This is a genomic window from Streptomyces sp. NBC_00250, from assembly GCF_036192275.1.
Lineage (GTDB): Bacteria > Actinomycetota > Actinomycetes > Streptomycetales > Streptomycetaceae > Streptomyces.
This window is the reverse complement of the sequence record NZ_CP108088.1, coordinates 4,677,691-4,701,114: the sequence shown is the minus strand read 5'-3', so window position 1 is coordinate 4,701,114 and position 23,424 is coordinate 4,677,691. Positions and strand designations below refer to the sequence as shown.

The following is a 23,424-nucleotide window of genomic DNA, read 5'->3' as shown; positions in this document are numbered from 1 at the left end:
CCCCGGCCGCGCTCACGCGCGGCCGGGGCCTCACCCACAGAATGTGTGTCTCAGACACCCGAACCTGCGGGCACGGAGTCGGTCGCCTCCGTCCACAGATCCTGCTCGGCGCGATCCGCCTGGATCTGGCGGTACACGAGGAGCCCGCCGATGGCGGCCAGTGCGACCAGGAGAAGCTTCTTCACCGCGCGACCTCGTCTTTCGTTGACGTAGGAGACATCTGACGCCCACTCTACACATCGACCGATACCGATCGGTGACCTGTACGAGGTTCAAACCTTCCAACGCCCCCGGGAAAACAGATCGACCCGGACGGAGTAACCGTCCGGGTCGATCGACACTGTGGGGCTAACAGGATTTGAACCTGTGGCCTCATCCTTATCAGGGATGCGCTCTAACCAACTGAGCTATAGCCCCGCCGCGCTCTGCGGTGTGTGTCCCGCGCGCTGACTCCTGAAGATTAGCGCACGTGGGGGCCAGTCCCAAAATCCGTTCCCGGACCGGCCCCGCGCGTCCTACTCGTCCTCGGCGAGCGTGAGCTCCACGCCACCCACGAAGCCGGCCGACAGGTTGTAGATGAACGCGCCCAGGGTCGCCAGAGCGGTCATCAGGACCACGTCGATCACGGCGATCACCGAGGTGAACATCAGCACCCGCGGCAGCGACAGGAACGACTGCAGGTCGAAGCCGTTGGACTCGTTCGAGCCCGTGGCCTCGCTGATCGTGCCGCCGACCGTCGAGAAGACGCCCATGGCGTCCATGACCATCCACAGCACAGCCGCGGCGACGATCGTGCAGATGCCCAGTGCGATGGAGAGCAGGAAGCTCACCTTCATCACCGACCACGGGTCGGCCTTGGCCACCCGCAGCCGCGCCTTGCGCGTACGGGGCGTCGTGCGCGCCCCGGTACGCGGCCGGCGCACCGCACCGGCCGTGCCGCCCGCCGTGCCGCCCGACGCCGGAGCGCCGTACGCCTGCGGCGGGTGGTAGGGCGTGCCCGGCTGCTGCGCACCCGCGCGCTCGCCGGGCAGCGGCCCGTTGTAGGTCTCGTACGAGGGCTGCTGCCCCCGAGTGTCCGTCACCGCAACCCCCTGGGAGTCCGTGGCGGGGCCACGGGCGCCGTTCGCTCCAGCACCAGCAGAAGCTCCGGCGGCCGCCGATGCGGCGCCCGTGGCTCCACTCACGCTCTTACTCCTCGTGCTCCCCGGCCGAGGGCTCCGTGCCCTCGACTGCCTCGGTCTCGACCACCACGGCCTCGACCACCGCGCCTTCGGACGCCTCCACGGCGCCTTCGGCGTCCTCGGCGTCATCGACGTCGTCGTCGCTGCCGGCCTCGGCGTTCCGTGCGATGCCGACGACGGCATCGCGCTTGCCCAGGTTGATCAGCTGGACGCCCATGGTGTCACGGCCGGTCTCCCTGACTTCGTTGACTCGCGTACGAATCACACCGCCGGACAGCGTGATGGCGAGGATCTCATCCGTCTCCTCGACCACCAGCGCGCCCACGAGCGAGCCACGGTCCTCCACGATCTTGGCGGCCTTGATACCGAGGCCGCCACGGCCCTGGACGCGGTACTCGTCGACGGGGGTGCGCTTCGCGTACCCGCCGTCGGTCGCGGTGAAGACGAACGTACCGGGCCGGACGACATTCATCGAGAGCAGCTCGTCGTCCGCGCGGAAACTCATCCCCTTGACGCCCGATGTGGCACGTCCCATCGGACGCAGCGCGTCGTCGGTGGCGGTGAAGCGGATCGACTGCGCCTTCTTGCTGATGAGCAGCAGATCGTCCTCGGCCGAGACCAGCTCGGCCCCGATCAGCTCGTCGGCGATGCCTTCGGCGCCGTTGTCCGTCTCCCGGAGGTTGATCGCGATGACACCGCCGGAACGCGGCGAGTCGTAGTCCTTCAGCGCGGTCTTCTTGACCAGACCGGCCTTGGTGGCGAGCACCAGGTACGGCGCGGCCTCGTAATCGCGGATCGCCAGGATCTGGGCGATCTGCTCGTCCGGCTGGAAGGCCAGCAGGTTGGCCACGTGCTGGCCGCGCGCGTCCCGCCCGGCGTCGGGCAGCTCGTACGCCTTGACGCGGTAGACCCGGCCCTTGTTGGTGAAGAAGAGCAGCCAGTGGTGGGTCGTGGAGACGAAGAAGTGGTCGACGATGTCGTCCTGCTTCAGCTTCGTGCCGCGCACGCCCTTGCCGCCGCGCTTCTGCGAGCGGTAGTCCTCGGTCTTCGTCCGCTTCACGTAGCCACCGCGCGAGATGGTGACGACGATGTCCTCCTCGGCGATCAGGTCCTCGATGGACATGTCACCGTCGAAGGGCACGAGCTTGGACCTGCGGTCGTCGCCGAACTTCTCGACGAGCGCGGCCAGTTCCTCGCTGACGATCGCACGCTGGCGCTCGGGCGAGGCCAGGATCGCGTTGTACTCGTTGATCTTCGCCTGGAGTTCGTCGTGCTCGGCGACGATCTTCTGGCGCTCCAGGGCGGCGAGCCGGCGGAGCTGCATCTCCAGGATCGCGTTTGCCTGGATCTCGTCGATCTGGAGGAGGTCCATCAGGCCGCCGCGGGCGACCTCGACCGTGTCGCTGCGGCGGATGAGCGCGATGACCTCGTCGATCGCGTCGAGCGCCTTGAGCAGACCGCGCAGGATGTGGGCGCGCTCCTCGGCCTTGCGCAGCCGGAACTTCGTCCGGCGGACGATGACCTCGATCTGGTGCGTCACCCAGTGACGGATGAACGCGTCGAGCGAGAGCGTGCGCGGCACGCCGTCGACGAGCGCCAGCATGTTGGCGCCGAAGTTCGTCTGCAGATCGGTGTGCTTGTACAGGTTGTTGAGGACGACCTTGGCGACGGCGTCGCGCTTGAGCACGATGACCAGGCGCTGGCCGGTCCGGGACGAGGTCTCGTCGCGGACGTCGGCGATGCCGCCGACCTTGCCGTCCTTCACCAGGTCGGCGATCTTCTGCGCGAGGTTGTCCGGGTTGGTCTGGTACGGCAGTTCCGTGACCACCAGGCACTGGCGGTTCTGGATCTCCTCGACCTCGACGACCGCGCGCATCGTGATCGAGCCACGGCCGGTGCGGTACGCCTCCTCGATGCCCTTGCGGCCGACGACGAGCGCGCCGGTCGGGAAGTCGGGGCCCTTGATCCGCTCGATCAGCGCGTCGAGGAGCTCCTCGTGGCCGGCGTCGGGGTGCTCGAGCGCCCACTGCGCACCGGCCGCGACCTCGCGGAGGTTGTGCGGCGGGATGTTGGTCGCCATGCCCACCGCGATGCCGGCGCTGCCGTTGATCAGCAGGTTCGGGAAGCGGGCCGGCAGGACCGTCGGCTCCTGGTTGCGGCCGTCGTAGTTGTCCTGGAAGTCGACGGTCTCCTCGTCGATGTCCCGGAGCATCTCCATCGACAGCGTCATGAGCTTGCACTCGGTGTAACGCATGGCGGCGGCCGGGTCGTTGCCCGGGGAGCCGAAGTTGCCGTTGGAGTCGACGAGCGGCATCCGCATCGACCAGGGCTGGGCGAGGCGGACGAGCGCGTCGTAGATCGAGGAGTCGCCGTGCGGGTGGTACGTACCCATGACGTCACCGACGACGCGCGCGCACTTGTAGAAGCCCTTCTCGGGCCGGTAGCCGCCGTCGTACATCGCGTACAGCACGCGACGGTGGACGGGCTTGAGGCCGTCCCGTACGTCGGGCAGCGCGCGGGACACGATGACGGACATCGCGTAGTCGAGGTACGAGCGCTGCATCTCGGTCTCGAGCCCGACGGGCTCGATGCGCAGGACGGGCTCTTCTTCGGTGGTCCCGGTCGGGGTGTTTTCGTCGGCCATTGCTGGTCGTCAGTCCTTTCGTACGGTCAGCTGAGACCGACTCAGATGTCGAGGAAGCGAACGTCCTTGGCGTTGCGCTGGATGAACGAGCGGCGTGCCTCGACGTCCTCGCCCATCAGGACCGAGAACAGGTCGTCGGCCTGGGCGGCGTCGTCCAGGGTGACCTGGCCGAGGACGCGGTGCTCGACGTCCATGGTGGTGACGCGCAGCTCCTCGGCGTTCATCTCACCGAGACCCTTGAAGCGCTGGATCGAGTCTTCCTTGATGCGCTTGCCGCTCTGCTTGCCCAGCTCGACGAGTGCGTCCCGCTCGCGGTCCGAGTACGCGTACTCGAAGTCGTCCCGGCCCCACTTGATCTTGTAGAGCGGCGGGCGGGAGAGGTAGACGTGACCGGCCTCGACCAGCGGCCGCATGAAGCGGAAGAGGAAGGTCAGCAGCAGGGTGTTGATGTGCTGGCCGTCGACGTCGGCGTCCGCCATCAGGATGATCTTGTGATAGCGGAGCTTCTCGATGTCGAAGTCCTCGTGCACACCGGTGCCGAAGGCCGAGATGAGCGCCTGGACCTCGGTGTTCTGCAGGATCTTGTCGATCCGGGCCTTCTCGACGTTCAGGATCTTGCCGCGGATCGGCAGGATGGCCTGGTACATCGGGTTACGGCCGGACTTCGCCGAGCCGCCGGCGGAGTCACCCTCGACGATGAAGATCTCGCACTTGGCCGGGTCGTTCGACTGGCAGTCGGACAGCTTGCCCGGCAGCGACGCCGACTCCAGCAGGCCCTTGCGGCGGGTCAGGTCGCGCGCCTTGCGGGCGGCCACGCGCGCGGTGGCGGCCTGGATCGACTTGCGGATGATGTCCGCGGCCTCGACCGGGTTGCGGTCCAGCCAGTCGTTGAGGTGCTCGTAGACCGCCTTCTGGACGAAGGTCTTGGCCTCCGTGTTGCCCAGCTTGGTCTTGGTCTGGCCCTCGAACTGCGGCTCGCTCAGCTTGACCGAGATGATCGCGGTCAGACCCTCGCGGATGTCGTCGCCCGTGAGGTTGTCGTCCTTCTCGCGGAGCAGCTTCTTGTCGCGCGCGTACTTGTTGATCAGCGAGGTCAGCGCCGCACGGAAGCCCTCCTCGTGCGTGCCGCCCTCGTGGGTGTGGATGATGTTGGCGAAGGAGTAGACGCCCTCGCTGTAGCCGCTGTTCCACTGCATCGCGACCTCGAGGGACAGGGCCTTGTCCTTGTCCTCCGCCTCCAGGTCGATGACGGTCGGGTGGACCAGCTCGCCCTTGCGCGAGTTGAGGTACTTCACGAAGTCGACGATGCCGCCCTCGTAGTGGTACTTCACCGTGCGCGCGGCCGGCTCGGCGGCCGCCTCGGCGTCCGGGTCGTCGGCGCCGACCGTGGCCTTGGCGGACTCGCGCTCGTCGGTGAGCGTGATCGTCAGGCCCTTGTTGAGGAAGGCCATCTCCTGGAAGCGGCGCGAGAGCGTCTCGAAGGAGTACTCGGTCGTCTCGAAGATGTCCGGGTCGGCCCAGAACGTGACCGAGGTGCCGGTCTCGTCGGTCTCCTCGTGCTGCGCGAGGGGCGCGGTCGGGGCGCCCATCTTGTAGTCCTGCGTCCAGCGGTGGCCGTCCGTCTTGATCTCGACGGAGACCTTGGTGGACAGGGCGTTCACGACCGACACACCGACACCGTGCAGACCGCCGGAGACGGCGTAGCCGCCGCCGCCGAACTTGCCGCCCGCGTGCAGCACGGTGAGCACGACCTCGACGGCCGGCTTGCCCTCGGAGGCCACGATGCCGACCGGGATGCCACGGCCGTTGTCGATGACGCGCACGGCGCCGTCGGCCAGGATCGTCACGTCGATGGTGTCGGCGTGGCCGGCCAGGGCTTCGTCGACCGAGTTGTCGACGACCTCCTGCACCATGTGGTGCAGACCGCGCTCGCCGGTCGAGCCGATGTACATGCCAGGGCGCTTGCGCACGGCATCCAGGCCTTCGAGGACCTGGATGTTGCTGGCGGTGTACTGGTTGTTCTCGTTGGGGTCGCCGGAATCGGCCACGAAGCGCCCTTTCTGGCACAGCACAGGCCGTTCTCCGGGCATACGGGAGCGGCTGCGTCGTTCGACTTGTTCCGCAGGGTGGCGGGATTGTCTCCCAGTCTACCGGTAGCGCCGACACTCATGGGGGTTTGCCGGTGCCTGAGTCCGCATGTGCCGCCCTGAGCGGGAGCCAAACGACTCCCCATATCCGGACAGGGGCTTCAGAGCCCTCTGACGGCCACCCAGCGCTTCGACCCGTAGCGCGTTGTGGGCACCGACGCCGCCCCGTCGTGGGCATGCGGCCGCCGGGCGTGGAAGTCCGCCCGGACGGAGTCCGGGGGAGGGTGGGCACAACGCCCACGCGCACGGCGCCCGTCCGCTGTGACCAGCACCACCGGGACCCGCTGCAGCGACCACGCACGTGGCCCGCGCCGAGAAACCGAGGCCGCCCGGCGCCCTAGCCGTACGTGTCCCCGGGCCCGACACTGCCGGGCGCCCGCAGCGGCCCGTACCCCCGCCGCGGCGCCCCCGGCCCCAGCACCTTGATCATCCGCACGGTCCCGTGACCGAGGTCCTCGTTGAGCCGCGCGACGAGCGTCGGCGCGAGCAGCCGCAGCTGCGTCGCCCACGCCGTCGAGTCGCACTGCACCGTCAGCACCCTCGCGTCCGGCTCGTCGTCGAACTTCAGCGGTACGCAGTGCTTGGCCAGGTCCTCGCCGACGATCTGCGGCCAGCGGCCCATGACCCCGCCGACCGCGGCCGGCGTCTCCCAGCCCCGCTCGGTGATGAGCCGGTTGATCGCGGCGCCGAGCGCCATCGGGTCGCGCCCGTCGGCGCGCGCGCCGGAGCGCAGACCGCCCCCGCGCCGGGCCTGCTTCTTCTGCTGGGCGGCAGCGCCCTTGGCCTTCGCCTGTTCCTTGGCGGCGCGCAGCGCGACCCGTGCGAGATCCACACCCGAGGGTTCGGGCACCGACGGCGCGGAAGGCCCCGAAGGCGAAGAGGTATCCACAGGCTGGGGAAGGTTTTCCTCGCTCATACCCGCTCCACCGTCCCTCCGGCCACCTCGTACCGCGTCCCCGCGAGGACCCCCGGTACGTCGTCGTCCACGGCGGCCGTCACCAGGACCTGCTCGCCGCCGGCCACCAGCTCCGCGAGCCGCTCCCGCCGCCGGGCGTCCAGCTCGGCGAAGACGTCGTCGAGGACGAGGACGGGCTCGTTGCCCTCGGACCGCAGCAGGTCGTACGAGGCGAGCCGCAGCGCCAGCGCGTACGACCAGGACTCGCCGTGGCTGGCGTACCCCTTCGCCGGCAGCTCGCCGAGCTTGAGCAGCAGCTCGTCGCGGTGGGGGCCGACGAGGGTGACGCCCCGTTCGATCTCCTGCTTGCGCACCTCGGCGAGCGCGGCGATCAGCTGTTCGTACAGCTCCTCGCGGGTGTGTCCGGTGCCCGGCGCGGAGGGCCGGTACTCCAGCAGAATCGGTCCGCCGCCGGGTGCGAGCTGCTCGTACGCCTTGTCCGCGAGCGGCTGCAGTACGGCGATCAGATCGAGCCGCTGCGCGAGCAGCTCGGCGCCGGTCCGCGCCAGGTGCTGGTCCCAGACGTCGAGGGTGGACAGGTCCATGCCGCGGCCGCCGTGCCGTCGTGCCATGGCCGCCGACTTCAGGAGCGTGTTGCGCTGCTTGAGCACGCGCTCGTAGTCGGAGCGCACGCCCGCCATGCGCGGTGTGCGCGCCGTGATCAGCTCGTCGAGGAAGCGCCGGCGCTCGCCGGGGTCGCCCTTCACCAGGGCGAGGTCCTCGGGCGCGAACAGCACGGTCCGTACGATCCCCAGCACGTCACGCGGTCTGACCTGCGAGGACCTGTTGATACGGGCACGGTTGGCCCGGCCGGGATTGAGCTCCAGCTCGATCAGCTGGGAGCGCTCGCCCTGGGTGACGGCGGCGCGGACGACCGCGCGCTCCGCCCCCATCCGGACGAGCGGGGCGTCGGAGGCGACGCGGTGGCTGGAGAGGGTCGCGAGATAGCCGACGGCCTCGACCAGATTGGTCTTGCCCTGGCCGTTGGCGCCCACGAAGGCGGTGACGCCCGGGTCGAGCGGGACCTCGACCCGGGCGTAGGAGCGGAAGTCGGCCAGCGACAGATGCGTGACGTGCATGGTTGGGCGCCGACCTTCTTCCCCCGGCGGCCGTGCACCGCGGGGTGCACAGCCTGTGGATTACTTCTTCGTCTCGACCGCGTGGCCACCGAACTGGTTGCGCAGCGCGGCGATCATCTTCATCTGCGGGGAGTCGTCCTGGCGGGAGGCGAACCGCGCGAACAGCGAGGCGGTGATCGCCGGCAGCGGTACGGCGTTGTCGATGGCGGCCTCGACCGTCCACCGGCCCTCGCCGGAGTCCGACGCGTAGCCGCGCAGCTGGTCCAGGTGCTCGTCCTCGTCCAGGGCGTTCACCGCGAGGTCGAGCAGCCAGGAACGGATGACCGTTCCCTCCTGCCAGGAGCGGAAGACCTCACGCACATCGGTGACGGAGTCGACCTTCTCCAGGAGCTCCCAGCCCTCGGCGTAGGCCTGCATCATCGCGTACTCGATGCCGTTGTGGACCATCTTCGCGAAGTGACCGGCGCCGACCTTGCCCGCGTGGACCGAGCCGAACTCGCCCTCGGGCTTGAGCGCGTCGAAGATCGGCTGGACCCTCGCCACGTCCTCGGCGGAGCCGCCGTACATCAGCGCGTAGCCGTTCTCCAGGCCCCAGACACCGCCGGAGACGCCGCAGTCGACGAAGCCGATGCCCTTGGCCGCCAGCTCCTCGGCGTGCTTCTCGTCGTCGGTCCAGCGGGAGTTCCCGCCGTCCACGACGATGTCACCGGGGGAGAGCAGGTCGGCCAGCTCGTCGATGGTGGACTGGGTCGCGGCACCGGCCGGAACCATGACCCACACGACGCGCGGACCCTTGAGCTTGCCCACAAGCTCTTCCAGGCTGTGGACATCGGCGAGGTCCGGGTTGCGGTCGTATCCGATGACGGTGTGGCCTGCGCGGCGGATGCGCTCACGCATGTTGCCGCCCATCTTGCCGAGACCGACGAGACCGAGCTCCATCAGAGATTCCTTAAGCGTCGTGTGCGGTTTACCCGGGTCCGAGCCTACGCCCGGACCCGGGTGCACACCTGTGGGGTCAGCCGCTCAGGCGATGCCCCAGCGGCGTCGTCCCGACCGGGATCAACCGGACAGCCGCACCGGCATGATCAGGTACTTGTAGGCCTCGTCCGCCTCGGCGTCGAGCGCGGGCTTGCCGCTCAGCAGCGCCGGCTTGGTGGAGGTCGTGAAGGAGAGCTGGGCGACCGGGGAGTCGATCGCGCTCAGGCCGTCCAGCAGGAAGGTCGGGTTGAAGGCGATCGAGATGTCGTCGCCCTCCAGCTGCGCGTCGACGCGCTCCACAGCCTGTGCGTCGTCGCTGGAGCCGGCCTCCAGGATCAGCACGCCCTGCTCGAAGCTCAGCCGGACCGGGGTGTTGCGCTCGGCCACCAGGGCCACGCGCTTGACGGCCTCGACGAAGGGCGCGGTCTCGATCACCGCGACCGAGTTGAACTCGGTGGGGAAGAGCGTCCGGTACTTCGGCAGGTCGCCCTCGAGCAGGCGGGTGGTGGTGCGGCGGCCCGCGCCCTCGAAGCCGATGAGGCCCTCGCCCTTGCCGGAGCCGGAGAGCGCCAGGGTGACCGTGTCACCGCTCGTGAGCGCCTTGGCGGTGTCCAGGAGGGTCTTCGCCGGCACCAGGGCGACCGCGGAGGCGTCCGGGGACTCCGGCTTCCACAGGAACTCGCGGACCGCGAAGCGGTAGCGGTCGGTGGAGGCCAGGGTGACCGTGTCGCCCTCGATCTCGATGCGCACACCGGTGAGCACGGGCAGCGTGTCGTCACGGCCGGCGGCGATGGCCACCTGCGCGGCGGCGGAGGCGAAGACCTCACCGGGGACGGTGCCGGTCGCGGTGGGCATCTCCGGCAGCGCCGGGTACTCCTCCACAGGCAGGGTGTGGAGGGTGAAGCGGGAGGAGCCGCAGACCACGGTCGCCCGTACACCGTCTGTGGAAATCTCCACCGGTCGGTTGGGGAGGGCGCGGCAGATGTCGGCGAGCAGCCGGCCGGAGACCAGGACGGTGCCGTCCTCCTCGACCTCCGCCTCGACGGAGACACGGGCCGAGACCTCGTAGTCGAAGCTCGAGAAGCTCAGCGCGCCGTCCTCGGCCTTCAGCAGAAGGCCAGCGAGCACGGGGGCCGGCGGACGGGCCGGGAGGCTGCGGGCCACCCAGGCCACCGCCTCGGCAAGTACGTCGCGCTCCACCCGGATCTTCACCGGAACCGCCTCCTGCTTGTTGCTGGCTCTTCGTCGACTGCGGGAACCAGTCTGACGTACGCCGCGGACACTCGGTGCTGCTCGGGGTCAAGTCGCGACAAGAGCGCGTCGGAGCTCCGGCGCCGAGTTGTGCACAGGTCCCACTTCGAAGCGAATTCCGGGCTAACTCTATGTGGGAGTAGTAGTAGGGCCTGTGGAAACGGTGGATAACGTCGTTTTCGCAGGTCAGGCCCGGTTTTTTGTCCACTGCGCCTGTGGGTGGAGCCGGTGGACAACTGGGGTTCTCTGTGGACACCCAAAAGTTCTGCACACCCGATGCACAGGCCATGGGGAGTTCTCCCCAGCGCTGTCCCCAGCTTTACCCACGTTCCCCACAGCCCAACCGTCCCCCTTGGTGTGACGGCTTTCACTCGACGCGGTGAGAGGGGGCGATTCGTTGCCGAACAGTGGACAGGGGTGTGGAGAAGCTGTGGGCAACGAAGCCCGCCCTGTGGGCAGCCGGTGGACAACCTTCGGGACCCCCTGTGGACGAAAGTTTTGTCCACAGCCTGTGGAGATCTTTTACCAACAATTCCACAAGGGGCTGACCTGGGGTGATGATCTGTCAGCAGTCCCGCCTGTGGACACGATCCGGATAACTCGACAGTCCCCACCCTGTGGACGGGAGATCATCCCCCAATCTGTGGAGAACCCGCCACCGGAACGGAGTAATCGAACAGCTCGTCCCCCGGACGAGGTCCCGGGCGGCGGTCGCGAGCGCCGCGGGAGGGCACCGGGAGGGCTTCGGGAGGGTTCTCCGACCCCTTCTGGAGGGTCCGGGAAGGGCTCTGGAACGTCCTGTGGACGGCCTTACGACGGCTTCAGGGGAACGTCAGCAGAGCCCCAGCAGAGCCCAGGAGGGCCTCAGGAGGCCCCCGCGAAGTCCCGGGGAACGCCGAAGGGCGCCCCGGGAGATGTCCCGGAACGCCCTTGCAGGGGTCGGCTGCGGCCGTCCGCCGGCCGGATGTCAGCCGGCGGTCAGCCGTTCTTGATGCGGTTGGTGAGCTCGGTGACCTGGTTGTAGATGGAGCGCCGCTCCGCCATCAGGGCCCGGATCTTGCGGTCCGCGTGCATCACCGTCGTATGGTCACGGCCGCCGAACTGCGCGCCGATCTTCGGCAGCGACAGATCCGTGAGCTCGCGGCACAGATACATGGCGATCTGCCGGGCCGTCACCAGGACGCGGCTGCGCGAGGATCCGCAGAGGTCCTCCACCGTCAGACCGAAGTAGTCGGCCGTCGCCGCCATGATCGCCGGCGCCGTGATCTCCGGAGACGAGTCCTCGCCGCCCGGGATCAGGTCCTTCAGGACGATCTCGGTGAGCCCGAGGTCCACCGGCTGCCGATTGAGGCTCGCGAAGGCCGTCACCCGGATCAGCGCGCCCTCCAGCTCGCGGATGTTCCGCGAGATCCGGGACGCGATGAACTCCAGCACCTCCGGCGGGGCGTTGAGCTGCTCCTGCACCGCCTTCTTGCGGAGGATCGCGATCCGCGTCTCCAGCTCGGGCGGCTGCACATCGGTGGTGAGGCCCCACTCGAAGCGGTTGCGGAGCCGGTCCTCCAGGGTCACCAGCTGCTTGGGCGGCCGGTCCGAGGAGAGCACGATCTGCTTGTTCGCGTTGTGCAGGGTGTTGAAGGTGTGGAAGAACTCCTCCTGCGTCGACTCCTTGCTCGCGAGGAACTGGATGTCGTCGACGAGCAGGATGTCCACATCGCGGTAGCGCTTGCGGAAGGCATCGCCCTTGCCGTCGCGGATCGAGTTGATGAACTCGTTCGTGAACTCCTCGGAGCTCACGTACCGCACGCGCGTGCCCGGGTAGAGGCTCCGCGCGTAGTGCCCGATCGCGTGCAGCAGATGGGTCTTGCCGAGCCCCGACTCCCCGTAGATGAAGAGCGGGTTGTACGCCTTCGCCGGCGCCTCGGCCACCGCGACCGCCGCCGCGTGCGCGAAGCGGTTCGAGGAACCGATGACGAAGGTGTCGAAGAGGTACTTGGGGTTCAGCCGCGCGTGCTGCTCGCCGGGAGCGCCGGAGCCCTGCCCGGAGGAGGCGCCGTGGCCGCCACCCGGGACACCCACGGGACCGCCCGGCCGGGGACCGGGACGGGCACCGTGGTTCTGCGGGTCGGGCAGCTCGGCGCGCTCGGGCCGCTGCTGCTCGTAGCCGCGGGGCGGCTCGTCGTAGCGCGACTGCCGGGACTGCTCGGGGCCGGTGTACGGGGCCCGCTCCTGGTAGCCGCCCAGCCGGGGCTGCTGCCAGGAAAGGTCCTCCTGGGTGCGCGGCCAGGCGCCCGGGTCCGGGCGCTGCTGCGAGTAGTCCGGGTAGGCCGGGCGGGCCGTGGGCAGCCCGTCGTCGGGCATCGGCCGGTGGCCGTAGCCGTCGTACTTCTCGTACGGCTCGGGCTGCTGGCGCTCGTCGTAGCGGGGCTGCTGGGACTGCTGCACCGGGGGCGCCGGCGGAGTCGGCTCGCCGACGGAGTCGTCGACGGTGATCGCGATCCGGATCGGGCGGCCGCACTCACGGCTGAGGGTCTCGCTGATCAGCGGGGCGAGCCGGCCCTCCAGGACGCGCTTGCCCCATTCGTTGGGCACGGCGAGAAGTGCCGTGTCGGCGACCAGGGCCAGGGGCTGGCAGCGCTCGATCCACTGCTTGTCCTTGGGCTCGATCCCTTGCTGACCCTCGGCGAGGAGATGCTCGAGGACGCGTGGCCACACTGCGGCAAGATCAGCAGGTACGTCAGCCACAGGGCACGCTTTCTCGCAGGTCCCACGATGGTGTGGTTCTCGGGGACGGTGGGTCGATGTCCGTGAGGACAGGACCCGTGAGGACAGTAAGGACAGAACGGAAAAGATTGTGGAGTCCGTCCACGGTAGTCGGGGCGGCTGACGTGGTTCAAGTTGTTGTCCACAGCCTGTGCACAATGGGGGGTGGCGACAGGTCGGTTTGACCGGATGGCGTAGCCGCGCGTACCGTGACCAGGTCGAGTTGTCGATGGCTGCTGCCGCCTGCCTCCGATGGGCAAAGATCACGGTTTTGAACGTGTAGCGGTGCACTCGGGCGTATTGCGAGCTACTCGTGGGCGCACGGTGACAGCCAGGCGATGTCCCGCCATCTACGAATCATTTCTGGAGCCCCCGAGTGAGCAAGCGCACCTTCCAGCCGAACAACCGTCGTCGCGCCAAGACCCACGGCTTCCGCCTGCGGATGCGTACGCGTGCCGGCCGAGCCATCCTTGCGAACCGCCGTTCCAAGGGTCGCTCTGAGCTGTCCGCCTGATCTGCTTAACAGGTCATGACGTGCTGCCTACCGAGAATCGGCTGAGGCGGCGCGAGGACTTCGCAACCGCGGTACGCCGAGGGCGCCGGGCCGGTCGCCCGCTCCTCGTCGTCCACCTACGCAGCGGTGCAACGAACCCGCACGCGCCTGGGGAGAGCGCTCCCCCGACGCGTGCGGGTTTCGTCGTGAGCAAGGCTGTGGGCGTTGCGGTCGTACGCAACAAGGTGAAGCGACGTCTGCGCCATCTCGTCCGCGACCGCCTCACCGAGCTGCCCCCCGGTAGCCTGGTGGTCGTACGGGCGTTGCCCGGAGCCGGTGACGCCGACCACGCACAGCTGGCCCGAGACCTGGACGCCGCCCTCCAGCGGCTGCTGGGAGGGGGCACGCGATGAAGTACCCGCTGCTGGCTCTCATCAAGCTGTACCAGTGGACGATCAGCCCTCTTCTGGGGCCCGTCTGCCGGTACTACCCGTCGTGTTCCCACTACGGATTCACGGCCATCGACCGGCATGGCGCGATCAAGGGCACTGCTCTGACCGCCTGGCGCATCCTGCGGTGCAACCCGTGGTCGCCCGGCGGCGTGGACCATGTCCCCGCGCGTAAGCGCCCCCGCTGGCACGAAATGCTGAGGAACGCGCTGCGCGGCGACAAGGGCGGGTCCACCGCCGAGACGAGCCCGGCCGCAGAGACCTCGCCCAATGCTCAAGGAGCCTGATTAGTGGACACGATTGCCAGTCTGTTCAGCTTCATCACCTGGCCTGTTTCCTGGGTCATCGTCCAGTTCCACAAGGTGTACGGGGCGATCTTCGGCCCTGACACCGGCTGGGCCTGGGGCTTGTCGATCGTGTCCCTTGTGGTGCTGATCCGTATCTGTCTGATCCCGCTGTTCGTCAAGCAGATCAAGTCGACGCGGAACATGCAGGCGCTCCAGCCGAAGATGAAGGCGATCCAGGAGCGCTTCAAGAGCGACAAGCAGCGTCAGTCCGAAGAGATGATGAAGCTGTACAAGGAGACGGGTACCAACCCGCTTTCCTCGTGCCTTCCCATCCTTGCCCAGTCGCCGTTCTTCTTCGCCCTGTACCACGTGCTCTCCAGCATCGCCTCGGGCAAGGAAATCGGCGTCATCGACGGCCCGCTGCTGGCCAGTGCCCGTCAGGCGCACATCTTCGGCGCCCCGCTGGCGTCGAAGTTCACGGACACCGCCGCTGAGGTCGCCGCTCTCGACGCCTCGCTGACCTCGGTCCGCATCGTCACCGCGATCATGATCGTCATGATGTCGGCCTCGCAGTTCTTCACGCAGCGCCAGCTGATGATGAAGAACGTCGACCTCTCCGTGAAGACCCCGTACATGCAGCAGCAGAAGATGCTCATGTACATCTTCCCGGTCATCTTCGCCGTCATGGGCGTCAACTTCCCCGTCGGTGTCCTCGTCTACTGGCTGACCACCAACGTGTGGACGATGGGCCAGCAGATGTACGTGATCAACCAGAACCCGACCCCGGGCAGCAAGGCTCAGGACTCCTACCTCCAGCGCCTGCTGAAGAGCGTCACGCAGCACGGCGAGGTCCGCGGCCGTCGCCGGAAGAACATCGTCAAGGTGATCGTCGCCAAGGGCAGCGACCGCAACGACAACGAGCGCCGCTTCTTCGCGGGTCTGAGCAAGGCCGGCTTCGCCGCCCAGGCCGACGGCACCGTGATCAAGAGCGACACGATCGTGGCCGAGGCCGAGGGCGGTCCCGCCGCCAAGCGCCAGCAGCCCAAGCGCCAGACCAAGGCCCAGCGCCAGTCCGCCGCTCAGCACGCCATGGCGAAGGACACCGAGGAAGCTTCCGAGCCGGCCGCCGAAGAGGCGCCGACCACCTCGCTCGAGAAGAAGCCCCAGGGTCCGGCCAAGGCCGCCGCCAAGGATGAGCCGAAGGACGAGGCAGAGGGCGACAAGCCCGCGCGTCCGAGCCGCGCCAACTCCGGAGGCTCCCGCCAGGGCAAGTCCGGCCAGCGCAAGGGCCAGCAGCGGCCCAAGCACCCGTCCTCCAAGAAGTAAGCCTCGCCGAAGCAAGAAGGAGTCCATCCGTGACGGAAGGCACCACCTCCGCCGCCGCCGAGGGTGGCGACACCCTGACCCGCCTGGAGCAGGAGGGTGAGATCGCGGCCGACTACCTCGAGGGTCTGCTCGACATCGCCGACCTCGACGGCGACATCGACATGGACGTCGAGGCGGACCGGGCCGCGGTCTCGATCATCAGCGACTCTGCCCGTGAGCTGCAGAAGCTCGTGGGCCGCGACGGTGAGGTCCTGGAGGCACTCCAGGAGCTGACCCGGCTGGCCGTGCACCGCGAGACCGGTGACCGCAGTCGCCTGATGCTCGACATCGCCGGTTTCCGTGCCAAGAAGCGCGCCGAGCTCGCCGAGCTGGGTGCCAAGGCCGCAGTCGAGGTGAAGTCCACCGGCCAGCCGGTCAAGCTGGACCCGATGACGCCGTTCGAGCGCAAGGTCGTGCACGACGCGATCGCCGCCGCCGGTCTGCGCAGCGAGTCCGAGGGCGAGGAGCCGCAGCGCTTCGTCGTTGTGCTCCCGGCCTGAAGCCTCACGTAGTGTCGGCCCCGTCTGTTCGCAGGCGGGGCCGATCTTTGTCAGCCTGATAGTCAGCCACCACAGTGCGCTCGCACGCGATGCGTGCGGTACGGAAGGACGGTTCCCGTGACGGAGGAAGCGGTGCTCCCCGAGGCTCCGGAGCAGGCGCGGACAGTCTTCGGTGAGTACTTCCCGGAGGCCGTGCGGTACGCGGAGCTCCTCGCGGACGCGGGTGTGAAGCGCGGTCTGATCGGCCCGCGTGAGGTCCCGCGACTGTGGGAGCGCCACCTGCTGAACTGCGCCGTGCTCTCGGAGGTCGTCCCCGAGGGCGTCACCGTCTGCGACGTGGGCTCGGGCGCCGGTCTTCCCGGCATCCCCCTGGCGCTGGTCCGGCCCGACCTGAAGATCACGCTTCTCGAGCCGCTTCTTCGCCGGACGAACTTCCTTCAGGAGGTCGTCGAGCTGCTCGGGCTCGACCATGTGACCGTGGTCCGAGGACGTGCCGAGGAGATGCTCGGCAAGATCACGCCGGTGCATGTGGTGACCGCTCGCGCGGTGGCGCCCCTCGACCGGCTGGCCGGCTGGGGAGTCCCCCTGCTGCGTCCGTACGGGGAGATGCTGGCGCTCAAGGGCGACACCGCGGAGGAGGAGATCACCGGTGCTCGCGCCGCGCTCTCCCGTCTCGGTGTGGTGGCGACCTCGGTGCTGCAGGTGGGCGAGGGGATCGTCGATCCGCTGTCCACCGTCGTCCGGGTGGAGGTCGGCGAGAGCCCGGGTGGTGTGCGGTTCGCGGCCAAGCGAGCCAAGGCGGCCCGGACGAGCAAGACCCGTCGACGCCGCTGAGCGTCGCATACGTACCATTTCGGAGTGTCGAACGGTCCCGGCCGGGCAGCAGGGGCATGGTGTTTCACGTGAAACGTCGCTCACTGCTGCAGGGGATCATCAGCCGCGGTCGCGCGGCTGCCACGCCCCGGGACCGTCGACCCCGCGTGAACCCACCCGCGAGGGTTACGGAGATGTCCACAGAGGTGGATTCACCCACAGAACCCCCGGCCTCGCTGGTTCGCGACCCCGAAAGCATGGCAGGCTCTCCCCATCGCGAGCCTGAAGCCGAGGAGAGTGAATCCTTGCGGTCCGACGCCAACATCGCGGGACCGATGACCGATCCGGTCCCCGGTCCCCGAACCGAATCGGTGGGGGAGGATGTTTCACGTGAAACACCGCCCCCGATGGACGACACCCCCATTGGTCGTGCTGCCCAGCTGGCAGTAGAGGCCTTGGGTCGTGCCGGTGAGGGACTTCCCCGCCCGGCCCAGACTCGCGTGATGGTGGTCGCCAATCAGAAGGGCGGCGTCGGCAAGACGACCACGACGGTCAACCTTGCCGCGTCCCTCGCCCTGCACGGTGCCCGGGTCCTCGTCATCGACCTGGACCCCCAGGGCAACGCCTCCACGGCACTCGGTATCGACCACCATGCCGAGGTCCCCTCGATCTACGACGTCCTCGTGGACAGCAGGCCGCTCTCCGAAGTGGTGCAGCCGGTCATGGATGTCGAGGGCCTCTTCTGCGCCCCCGCCACCATCGACCTGGCCGGCGCGGAGATCGAGCTGGTCTCGCTGGTGGCCCGTGAGAGCCGCCTGCAGCGGGCGATCCAGGCCTACGAGCAGCCGCTCGACTACATCCTGATCGACTGCCCGCCCTCGCTCGGTCTCCTCACGGTCAACGCCATGGTGGCCGGAGCCGAGGTGCTGATCCCGATCCAGTGCGAGTACTACGCGCTGGAGGGGCTCGGGCAGCTCCTGCGGAACGTCGAGCTGGTGCGGGGGCATCTCAACCCCGTGCTCCATGTCTCGACGATCCTGCTCACCATGTACGACGGCCGGACGAGGCTCGCCTCGCAGGTCGCCGACGAGGTGCGCACCCACTTCGCGGAAGAGGTGCTGCGTACCAGCATCCCGAGGTCCGTCCGTATTTCTGAAGCCCCGAGCTACGGTCAGACGGTCCTCACCTACGACCCGGGCTCCAGTGGCGCCCTGTCGTATCTCGAAGCGGCTCGTGAGATCGCCCTGCGGGGGGCGGCCGTGCACTACGACCCGCAGCACGCCCATGTAGGGCACCAGAACCACCAGCGCAGCATGTCGGAGGGGATCCAGTGAGTGAGCGACGTAGGGGATTGGGGCGTGGGCTCGGTGCGCTGATCCCCGCTGCTCCCCAGGAACGGCAGACGCCGGCCGCCGGCGCGGGGGCAGGCATGGCCTCCCCCGGCGCGGCCCCTGTGCTGACCTCGGACCGAGGGGTGGCCGCCGCGAAGCTGGCGACGCTCCCGCAGAGCGCGCAGTCCCCGGAGTCGACGCGGGCATGGAACGAAGCCGAGCCGGTGGTCCGGCCGGAGCCCCCGGCGGGGGCCTACTTCACCGAACTTCCGCTCGACGCCATCGTTCCCAACCGGCACCAGCCGCGTGAGGTCTTCGACGAGGACGCCCTGGCGGAGCTCGTCGTCTCCATCAAGGAGGTCGGTCTCCTCCAGCCCGTGGTCGTGCGCAAGCTCGACGCCGAGGGCTACGAGCTCGTCATGGGCGAGCGGCGCCTGCGGGCCTCCAAGGAGGCGGGTCTTGAGCGGATCCCTGCGATCGTCCGGGACACCGATGACGAGAAGATGCTCCTGGACGCCCTCCTGGAGAACCTTCACCGTGCCCAGCTGAACGCGATCGAAGAGGCTCACGCCTACGAGCAGCTGCTCAAGGACTTCGGCTGCACCCATGACCAGCTCGCGGAGCGGATCGGGCGCTCGCGCCCGCAGATCTCCAACACGCTGCGACTGCTGCGGCTCTCCCCTCCGGTGCAGCGCCGGGTGGCCGCCGGAGTGCTCTCCGCCGGCCACGCGCGGGCGCTGCTCGGTGTGGAGGACCCGGAGTCCCAGGACAAGCTGGCGTACCGGATCGTCTCCGAAGGCCTCTCGGTGCGTACCGTCGAGGAGATCGTGAGCCTCATGGGCTCCGAGGAGCCCGCCGGTACGGTCAAGCCGACGAAGCCGCGCGCCGGTGGCCGGGTCTCGCCCGCGCTCACGGATCTGGCCTCCCGTCTCTCGGACCGCTTCGAGACCCGGGTGAAGGTCGACCTGGGTCAGAAGAAGGGCAAGATCGTCGTCGAGTTCGCCTCGGTGGAGGATCTGGACCGGATCCTGGCAACCCTGGCTCCCGGTGAGGGACGGGTCATGGACCAGAAGAGCACCGAGAAGGGTGCGGAGGGCTGACGCCTTCCACTGTGTGAGGCCGCCGAGGGCGGGTCGCGCTCCGGTCTTCGCCGGAACGCGGCCCGCCCTTTGCCTGTGAGCGGTGTCGTCCGGATCGCCCGATCGATACGATTCGAATGGCGTATCCGTGCTCGATGGCGAGGGAATGAGGAGGGCCGTGGGGCGTCGGCTCGTACCGCTCACGCTGGACAATCTTCCGGACCTGCCCAAGCGGTGTCGCTCCTGTGTGTTCTGGGAGCTGGACCCGGTCAGTGGAGAAGCCGCGGCGAAGGCGGGGCGTCCGGAGCTGGAGAAGGAAGCCTGGATCTCGGGCGTTCTCCTGGAGTGGGGCTCCTGCGGCCGGGTGGTCTACGTCGACGAGGTGCCGGTCGGCTATGTCCTCTACGCTCCCCCGGCCTATGTGCCGCGCTCCACGGCCTTCCCGACGAGTCCTGTGGCGGCCGATGCCGCGCAGTTGATGACGGCCTGGATCATGCCCGGTTACCAGGGCCAGGGGCTCGGCCGGATGGTCGTACAGACCGTGGCCAAGGATCTGCTGCGGCGGGGCTTCAAGGCCATCGAGGCGTTCGGCGACGCCCGGTGGAAGGAGCCGGCCTGTGTACTGCCGGCCGATCACCTGCTGGCGGTGGGATTCAAGACGGTGCGGCCGCACCCGGCCTTTCCGAGACTGCGGCTGGAGCTCCGGACGACGCTCTCCTGGAAGGAGGACGTCGAGATGGCGCTTGATCGACTGCTCGGGGCCGTGCAGAAGGAACCCGTGCTCAGACCGCTCTAGGCGTCGGGACACGAGAACGGCCCGCCCCCGGAAGGGGCGGGCCGTTGCTGTTTCACGTGAAACGCTGCTCTGTTTCACGTGAAACAGAAGGAGAGCATCAGGCCTTGGTCGGCGCGACGAAGTCCGCGAGGTCGCGCAGGATGGCGGCCTTCGGCTTGGCGCCGACGATCGTCTTCACGACCTCGCCACCCTGGTAGACGTTCAGCGTCGGGATGGACATGACGCCGTACTTGGCGGCCGTGGCCGGGTTCTGGTCGATGTTGAGCTTCACGATCTCGATCTCGCCGTGCTCGGCGGCAATGGCCTCCAGCGACGGGGCGATCTGGCGGCACGGGCCGCACCACTCGGCCCAGAAGTCCACCAGGACGGGCTTGTCGCTCTTGAGGACGTCCTCTTCGAAGGAAGCGTCGGTCACAGTCTTCAGGGCCACAGCGGCCTCCTTGATCTCGCGGGGTGTGGGTGAGGAGAGACGGGGGTCAGACCGCGGGGGTCTCGGCCAGCTTCTCGCTGTCGGCGAGGGCGGCCAGGAAGCGCTCGGCGTCCAGGGCGGCGGAGCAGCCGGTGCCGGCGGCCGTAATGGCCTGACGGTAGGTGTGGTCGACGACGTCGCCGGCGCCGAAGACACCGGTGACGTTGGTGCGCGTCGACGGGGCGGCCACCTTGAGGTAGCCCTCCTCGTCGAGGTCCAGCTGGCCCTTGAAGAGCTCGGTCCGCGGGTCGTGGCCCACGGCGATGAAGAGGCCGGTGACGGGCAGGGCGCGGGTCTCGCCGGTCTTCGTGTCGCGCAGGGTCAGGCCGCTGAGCTTCTGCTCACCGTGGATCTCGGTGACCTCGCTGTCCCAGGCGAAGGAGATCTTCGGGTCGGCGAAGGCGCGCTCCTGCATGGCCTTGGAGGCACGCAGGCTGTCACGGCGGTGGACGATCGTGACCGACTTGGCGAAGCGCGAGAGGAAGGTGGCCTCCTCGATCGCGGTGTCGCCGCCGCCGACGACGGCGATGTCCTGGTCCTTGAAGAAGAACCCGTCGCAGGTGGCGCACCAGGAGACACCGCGGCCGGAGAGCGTGTCCTCGTTCGGGAGGCCGAGCTTGCGGTGCTGGGAGCCGGTGGTGACGATGACGGCCTTGGCGCGGTGCACGGTGCCGGCGGTGTCGGTGACGGTCTTGATGTCACCGGTCAGGTCCACGGCGATGACGTCGTCGGGGACGAGCTCGGCGCCGAAGCGCTCGGCCTGGGCCCGCATGTTGTCCATCAGGTCCGGGCCCATGATGCCGTCACGGAAGCCGGGGAAGTTCTCGACCTCGGTCGTGTTCATCAGTGCGCCACCGGCGGTGACGGCACCTTCGAAGACCAGGGGGTTCAGCGACGCTCGGGCGGTGTAGAGCGCAGCGGTGTAACCCGCGGGCCCCGAGCCGATAATGATCACGTTACGGACGTCGCTCACGGGTTTCTTCCTCGTCTCTGCAGACTGCCACTGCCTACGGGGGCGGTCGTCTCGGTCACTCTCACCCCACCCAACGGATCCTAAGGGGCGTACATTCCCGAGACCGCCGCGCGGCACCGTGGCCGGACGGGGAGAGAGATCAGGAGCGCGGGTATGTCTCGCTGAACAGGAGATCGGCTGCCGGGCTTCCGCTGCCGGTGGTGCGGTCCGCGCAGGAGGCGTCGAGCACATAGGCCTGGACCCGGCTGCTGTCCGCGGGGTCGGGGAGGACCAGCAGATAGGCGGGCGATCCCCGGTACTCACCGCGCTCGTGCTCCAGCACCGCGTCGGAGCGACCGGTGCCCGCGAGGACGCAGCCGGGGACCGTGGAGTCCCTGTTCCGCTCGGGGGCCGTGGTCTCGGCCTCGGTGGACATGGATTCCGGTGCGATGCCACGGGGAGTCTGGGCCGTGTCGCCCTCGGCCAGGAGCGCGTGGACCCGGTCCTCGACCGGAGAGCCGGAGAAGGGGCTCAGGGCCGCCCCGGCGGCGGTGTCGGCCTTCTTGGTGTCCCCCGCCTCCCCTCCGGCGGTCACACTGCCCGTCTGGCTGAGATACAGGCTCGTTCCGAGGACCACGGCTCCGAAGGCGGCGCCGAGCGTCGAGAGCAGGGCGATACGCCGGCGGCGGGGCTTCCCGGCCCGGCCGGGGCCGGTGGCGCCGGAGCGACCGGCAGGCCGGTCCGCAGCGCGGGCCGTGACCGGACGGGGAGGGGCAGCGGGAACCGTCTCGGCCGTGGTGCGCGATGTTTCACGTGAAACAGCGGTGTCGCTCTCCGGCGTGGTGGCGTTGAGGAGCGCTTCGGCGGCGAGGGCGGCATCGATCCGTCCGGCGATCTCCGCGGGCATGCGGGGCGGCCCGGGAAGGGTTCCGAGCAGGCCACGGATCTCCTCCAGGGAGGAACGTACGTCCGCGCAGAGGGGACAGCTGTCGAGATGCCGACGGACGGCGGCCGAGCGGGTCGGTGAGAGCAGCCCCTCGGTCAGATCGGAGATCTCCGAGACGTCCGGGTGCTGTGTGGTGTTGGCCCTGCCGGCCGTGGAAGTCACGTGCGCCCACCTCCGCCCTTCACAGCAGCTGGATCAGTCGGTCCGGTATCCGTCGGCCCCGGCACCGGTGGGACGGATGTCCCCGGCGTCCGGTTCCTTCCCCCATCGGGGGGCTCGTTACCCACAGTGTCGGCGCGCAGATGAGTGACCATCGGAAGCAGTCGTGCCCGCCCGCGCGCGCAGCGGCTCTTCACGGTGCCGGTGGGAACGCCGAGGATACGGGCCGCCTCGGCGACCGGGTATCCCTGCATGTCGACCAGGACGAGGGCGGCGCGCTGCTCCGAGGGCAGTGTGGCGAGCACGGCCAGCAGCTCCCGGTGGAGGTCCTGGCGCTCGGCGGGGGCCTCGGCCGACTCGTGGGGTTCGAGGAGCTGCTCGAACCGGGCGGTGTCGTCGATGGACGAGGTCCTGCGGGAGGCGGTCTTCCGGGCGCGGTCGATGCAGGCGTTCACCGTGATGCGGTGGAGCCACGTTGTGACGGCCGACTGGCCGCGGAAGGTGTGGGCGGACCGGAAGGCGGAGATGAGGGCGTCCTGGACGGCGTCAGCGGCTTCCTCGCGGTCCCCCAGGGTCCGCAGGGCCACCGCCCAGAGCCGGTCGCGGTGTCGCCGTACGAGCTCACCGAAGGCGTCGGGATCGCCGGCGACATGGCGGGCCAGAAGGTCGTCGTCCGTCGCCGTCCGGGGATCGTCAGCCGCTGGTGCCACGGTTCCCCTCCTTGCTCGGCAGCCGTGCAGGCATTCAATCCGGTCCGTGCCCGGAAGTAAATGAGCGCCGAGCTGGGCTC

The 23,424-nt window shown here is 68.8% G+C and carries 22 protein-coding genes and 1 tRNA gene; 9 read left to right on the top strand and 14 right to left on the bottom strand.

Annotated elements, in window-relative coordinates; all coding sequences use genetic code 11:
- Positions 1-50: 50 nt before the first annotated feature.
- From OG259_RS21245 to dnaA, 10 genes are all read right to left on the bottom strand, one after another.
- The gene (locus tag OG259_RS21245; RefSeq protein WP_003958712.1) at positions 51-185 is read right to left on the bottom strand and encodes a DLW-39 family protein; all 135 of its coding nucleotides are present in this window, start codon (positions 183-185) and stop codon (positions 51-53) included.
- 158 nt (positions 186-343) lie between these two features.
- A tRNA-Ile gene (locus OG259_RS21240) sits at positions 344-417 on the bottom strand.
- Positions 418-515: 98 nt separating this feature from the next.
- Positions 516-1,082: a DUF3566 domain-containing protein gene (locus OG259_RS21235; protein ID WP_328943702.1), complete on the bottom strand. Its 567-nt coding sequence runs from the start codon at positions 1,080-1,082 to the stop codon at positions 516-518.
- Between the two features lie 106 nt (positions 1,083-1,188).
- On the bottom strand, positions 1,189-3,825 hold the full coding sequence (gene gyrA / locus OG259_RS21230; protein ID WP_328943701.1) for a DNA gyrase subunit A: 2,637 nt from the start codon (positions 3,823-3,825) through the stop codon (positions 1,189-1,191).
- A gap of 41 nt (positions 3,826-3,866) precedes the next feature.
- On the bottom strand, positions 3,867-5,897 hold the full coding sequence (gene gyrB / locus OG259_RS21225) for a DNA topoisomerase (ATP-hydrolyzing) subunit B (RefSeq protein ID WP_328943700.1): 2,031 nt from the start codon (positions 5,895-5,897) through the stop codon (positions 3,867-3,869).
- A gap of 412 nt (positions 5,898-6,309) precedes the next feature.
- The gene (locus tag OG259_RS21220) at positions 6,310-6,888 is read right to left on the bottom strand and encodes a DUF721 domain-containing protein (RefSeq protein WP_266894081.1); all 579 of its coding nucleotides are present in this window, start codon (positions 6,886-6,888) and stop codon (positions 6,310-6,312) included.
- On the bottom strand, positions 6,885-8,006 hold the full coding sequence (gene recF / locus OG259_RS21215) for a DNA replication/repair protein RecF (RefSeq protein WP_328943699.1): 1,122 nt from the start codon (positions 8,004-8,006) through the stop codon (positions 6,885-6,887). The genes OG259_RS21220 and recF overlap by 4 nt, the downstream gene beginning before the upstream one ends.
- 60 nt (positions 8,007-8,066) lie before the next feature.
- On the bottom strand, positions 8,067-8,945 hold the full coding sequence (gene gnd / locus OG259_RS21210; protein WP_030321240.1) for a phosphogluconate dehydrogenase (NAD(+)-dependent, decarboxylating): 879 nt from the start codon (positions 8,943-8,945) through the stop codon (positions 8,067-8,069).
- A 120-nt stretch (positions 8,946-9,065) separates the two neighbouring features.
- A complete protein-coding gene (dnaN, locus tag OG259_RS21205) occupies positions 9,066-10,196 on the bottom strand; it encodes a DNA polymerase III subunit beta (RefSeq protein ID WP_015034855.1) in 1,131 nt (376 codons plus the stop codon).
- A gap of 1,017 nt (positions 10,197-11,213) precedes the next feature.
- On the bottom strand, positions 11,214-12,977 hold the full coding sequence (dnaA, locus tag OG259_RS21200; protein WP_328943698.1) for a chromosomal replication initiator protein DnaA: 1,764 nt from the start codon (positions 12,975-12,977) through the stop codon (positions 11,214-11,216).
- Between the two features lie 394 nt (positions 12,978-13,371).
- Between dnaA and rpmH the strand changes: the two genes are divergently transcribed.
- The 9 genes from rpmH (at position 13,372) to OG259_RS21155 (ending at position 20,108) form a co-directional block, all read left to right on the top strand.
- Entirely contained in the window at positions 13,372-13,509 is a 138-nt protein-coding gene (gene rpmH, locus OG259_RS21195) for a 50S ribosomal protein L34 (RefSeq protein ID WP_030205020.1), read from the top strand.
- Between the two features lie 20 nt (positions 13,510-13,529).
- Positions 13,530-13,901, top strand: coding sequence for a ribonuclease P protein component (gene rnpA / locus OG259_RS21190; RefSeq protein WP_328943697.1), 372 nt, complete (start codon positions 13,530-13,532; stop codon positions 13,899-13,901).
- Positions 13,898-14,224, top strand: a complete 327-nt coding sequence (gene yidD / locus OG259_RS21185) for a membrane protein insertion efficiency factor YidD (protein WP_215065479.1) — start codon at positions 13,898-13,900, stop codon at positions 14,222-14,224. Before rnpA ends, yidD begins: the two co-directional genes overlap by 4 nt.
- A 3-nt stretch (positions 14,225-14,227) precedes the next feature.
- Positions 14,228-15,550, top strand: a complete 1,323-nt coding sequence (yidC, locus tag OG259_RS21180) for a membrane protein insertase YidC (protein WP_328943696.1) — start codon at positions 14,228-14,230, stop codon at positions 15,548-15,550.
- A gap of 29 nt (positions 15,551-15,579) precedes the next feature.
- Positions 15,580-16,089, top strand: a complete 510-nt coding sequence (locus OG259_RS21175) for a Jag family protein (RefSeq protein WP_189833698.1) — start codon at positions 15,580-15,582, stop codon at positions 16,087-16,089.
- A 117-nt stretch (positions 16,090-16,206) separates the two neighbouring features.
- Positions 16,207-16,923: a 16S rRNA (guanine(527)-N(7))-methyltransferase RsmG gene (gene rsmG / locus OG259_RS21170; protein WP_328943695.1), complete on the top strand. Its 717-nt coding sequence runs from the start codon at positions 16,207-16,209 to the stop codon at positions 16,921-16,923.
- A gap of 236 nt (positions 16,924-17,159) precedes the next feature.
- Positions 17,160-18,236: a ParA family protein gene (locus OG259_RS21165; RefSeq protein ID WP_328943694.1), complete on the top strand. Its 1,077-nt coding sequence runs from the start codon at positions 17,160-17,162 to the stop codon at positions 18,234-18,236.
- Positions 18,233-19,333, top strand: coding sequence for a ParB/RepB/Spo0J family partition protein (locus OG259_RS21160; protein WP_328943693.1), 1,101 nt, complete (start codon positions 18,233-18,235; stop codon positions 19,331-19,333). The genes OG259_RS21165 and OG259_RS21160 overlap by 4 nt, the downstream gene beginning before the upstream one ends.
- Positions 19,334-19,490: 157 nt before the next feature.
- Positions 19,491-20,108 (top strand): GNAT family N-acetyltransferase, encoded by a 618-nt coding sequence (locus OG259_RS21155; protein WP_266894112.1) that lies wholly within the window; start codon positions 19,491-19,493, stop codon positions 20,106-20,108.
- Between the two features lie 97 nt (positions 20,109-20,205).
- Here the strand turns inward: OG259_RS21155 and trxA are convergent, their stop codons facing one another.
- The 4 genes from trxA to sigM form a co-directional block, all read right to left on the bottom strand.
- The gene (gene trxA / locus OG259_RS21150) at positions 20,206-20,538 is read right to left on the bottom strand and encodes a thioredoxin (RefSeq protein WP_328943692.1); all 333 of its coding nucleotides are present in this window, start codon (positions 20,536-20,538) and stop codon (positions 20,206-20,208) included.
- Positions 20,539-20,584: 46 nt separating this feature from the next.
- Positions 20,585-21,550: a thioredoxin-disulfide reductase gene (gene trxB / locus OG259_RS21145; RefSeq protein WP_328943691.1), complete on the bottom strand. Its 966-nt coding sequence runs from the start codon at positions 21,548-21,550 to the stop codon at positions 20,585-20,587.
- A gap of 139 nt (positions 21,551-21,689) precedes the next feature.
- Positions 21,690-22,637, bottom strand: a complete 948-nt coding sequence (locus OG259_RS21140) for a zf-HC2 domain-containing protein (RefSeq protein WP_328943690.1) — start codon at positions 22,635-22,637, stop codon at positions 21,690-21,692.
- On the bottom strand, positions 22,634-23,344 hold the full coding sequence (sigM, locus tag OG259_RS21135) for an RNA polymerase sigma factor SigM (protein ID WP_328943689.1): 711 nt from the start codon (positions 23,342-23,344) through the stop codon (positions 22,634-22,636). The genes OG259_RS21140 and sigM overlap by 4 nt, the downstream gene beginning before the upstream one ends.
- Positions 23,345-23,424: the final 80 nt, after the last annotated feature.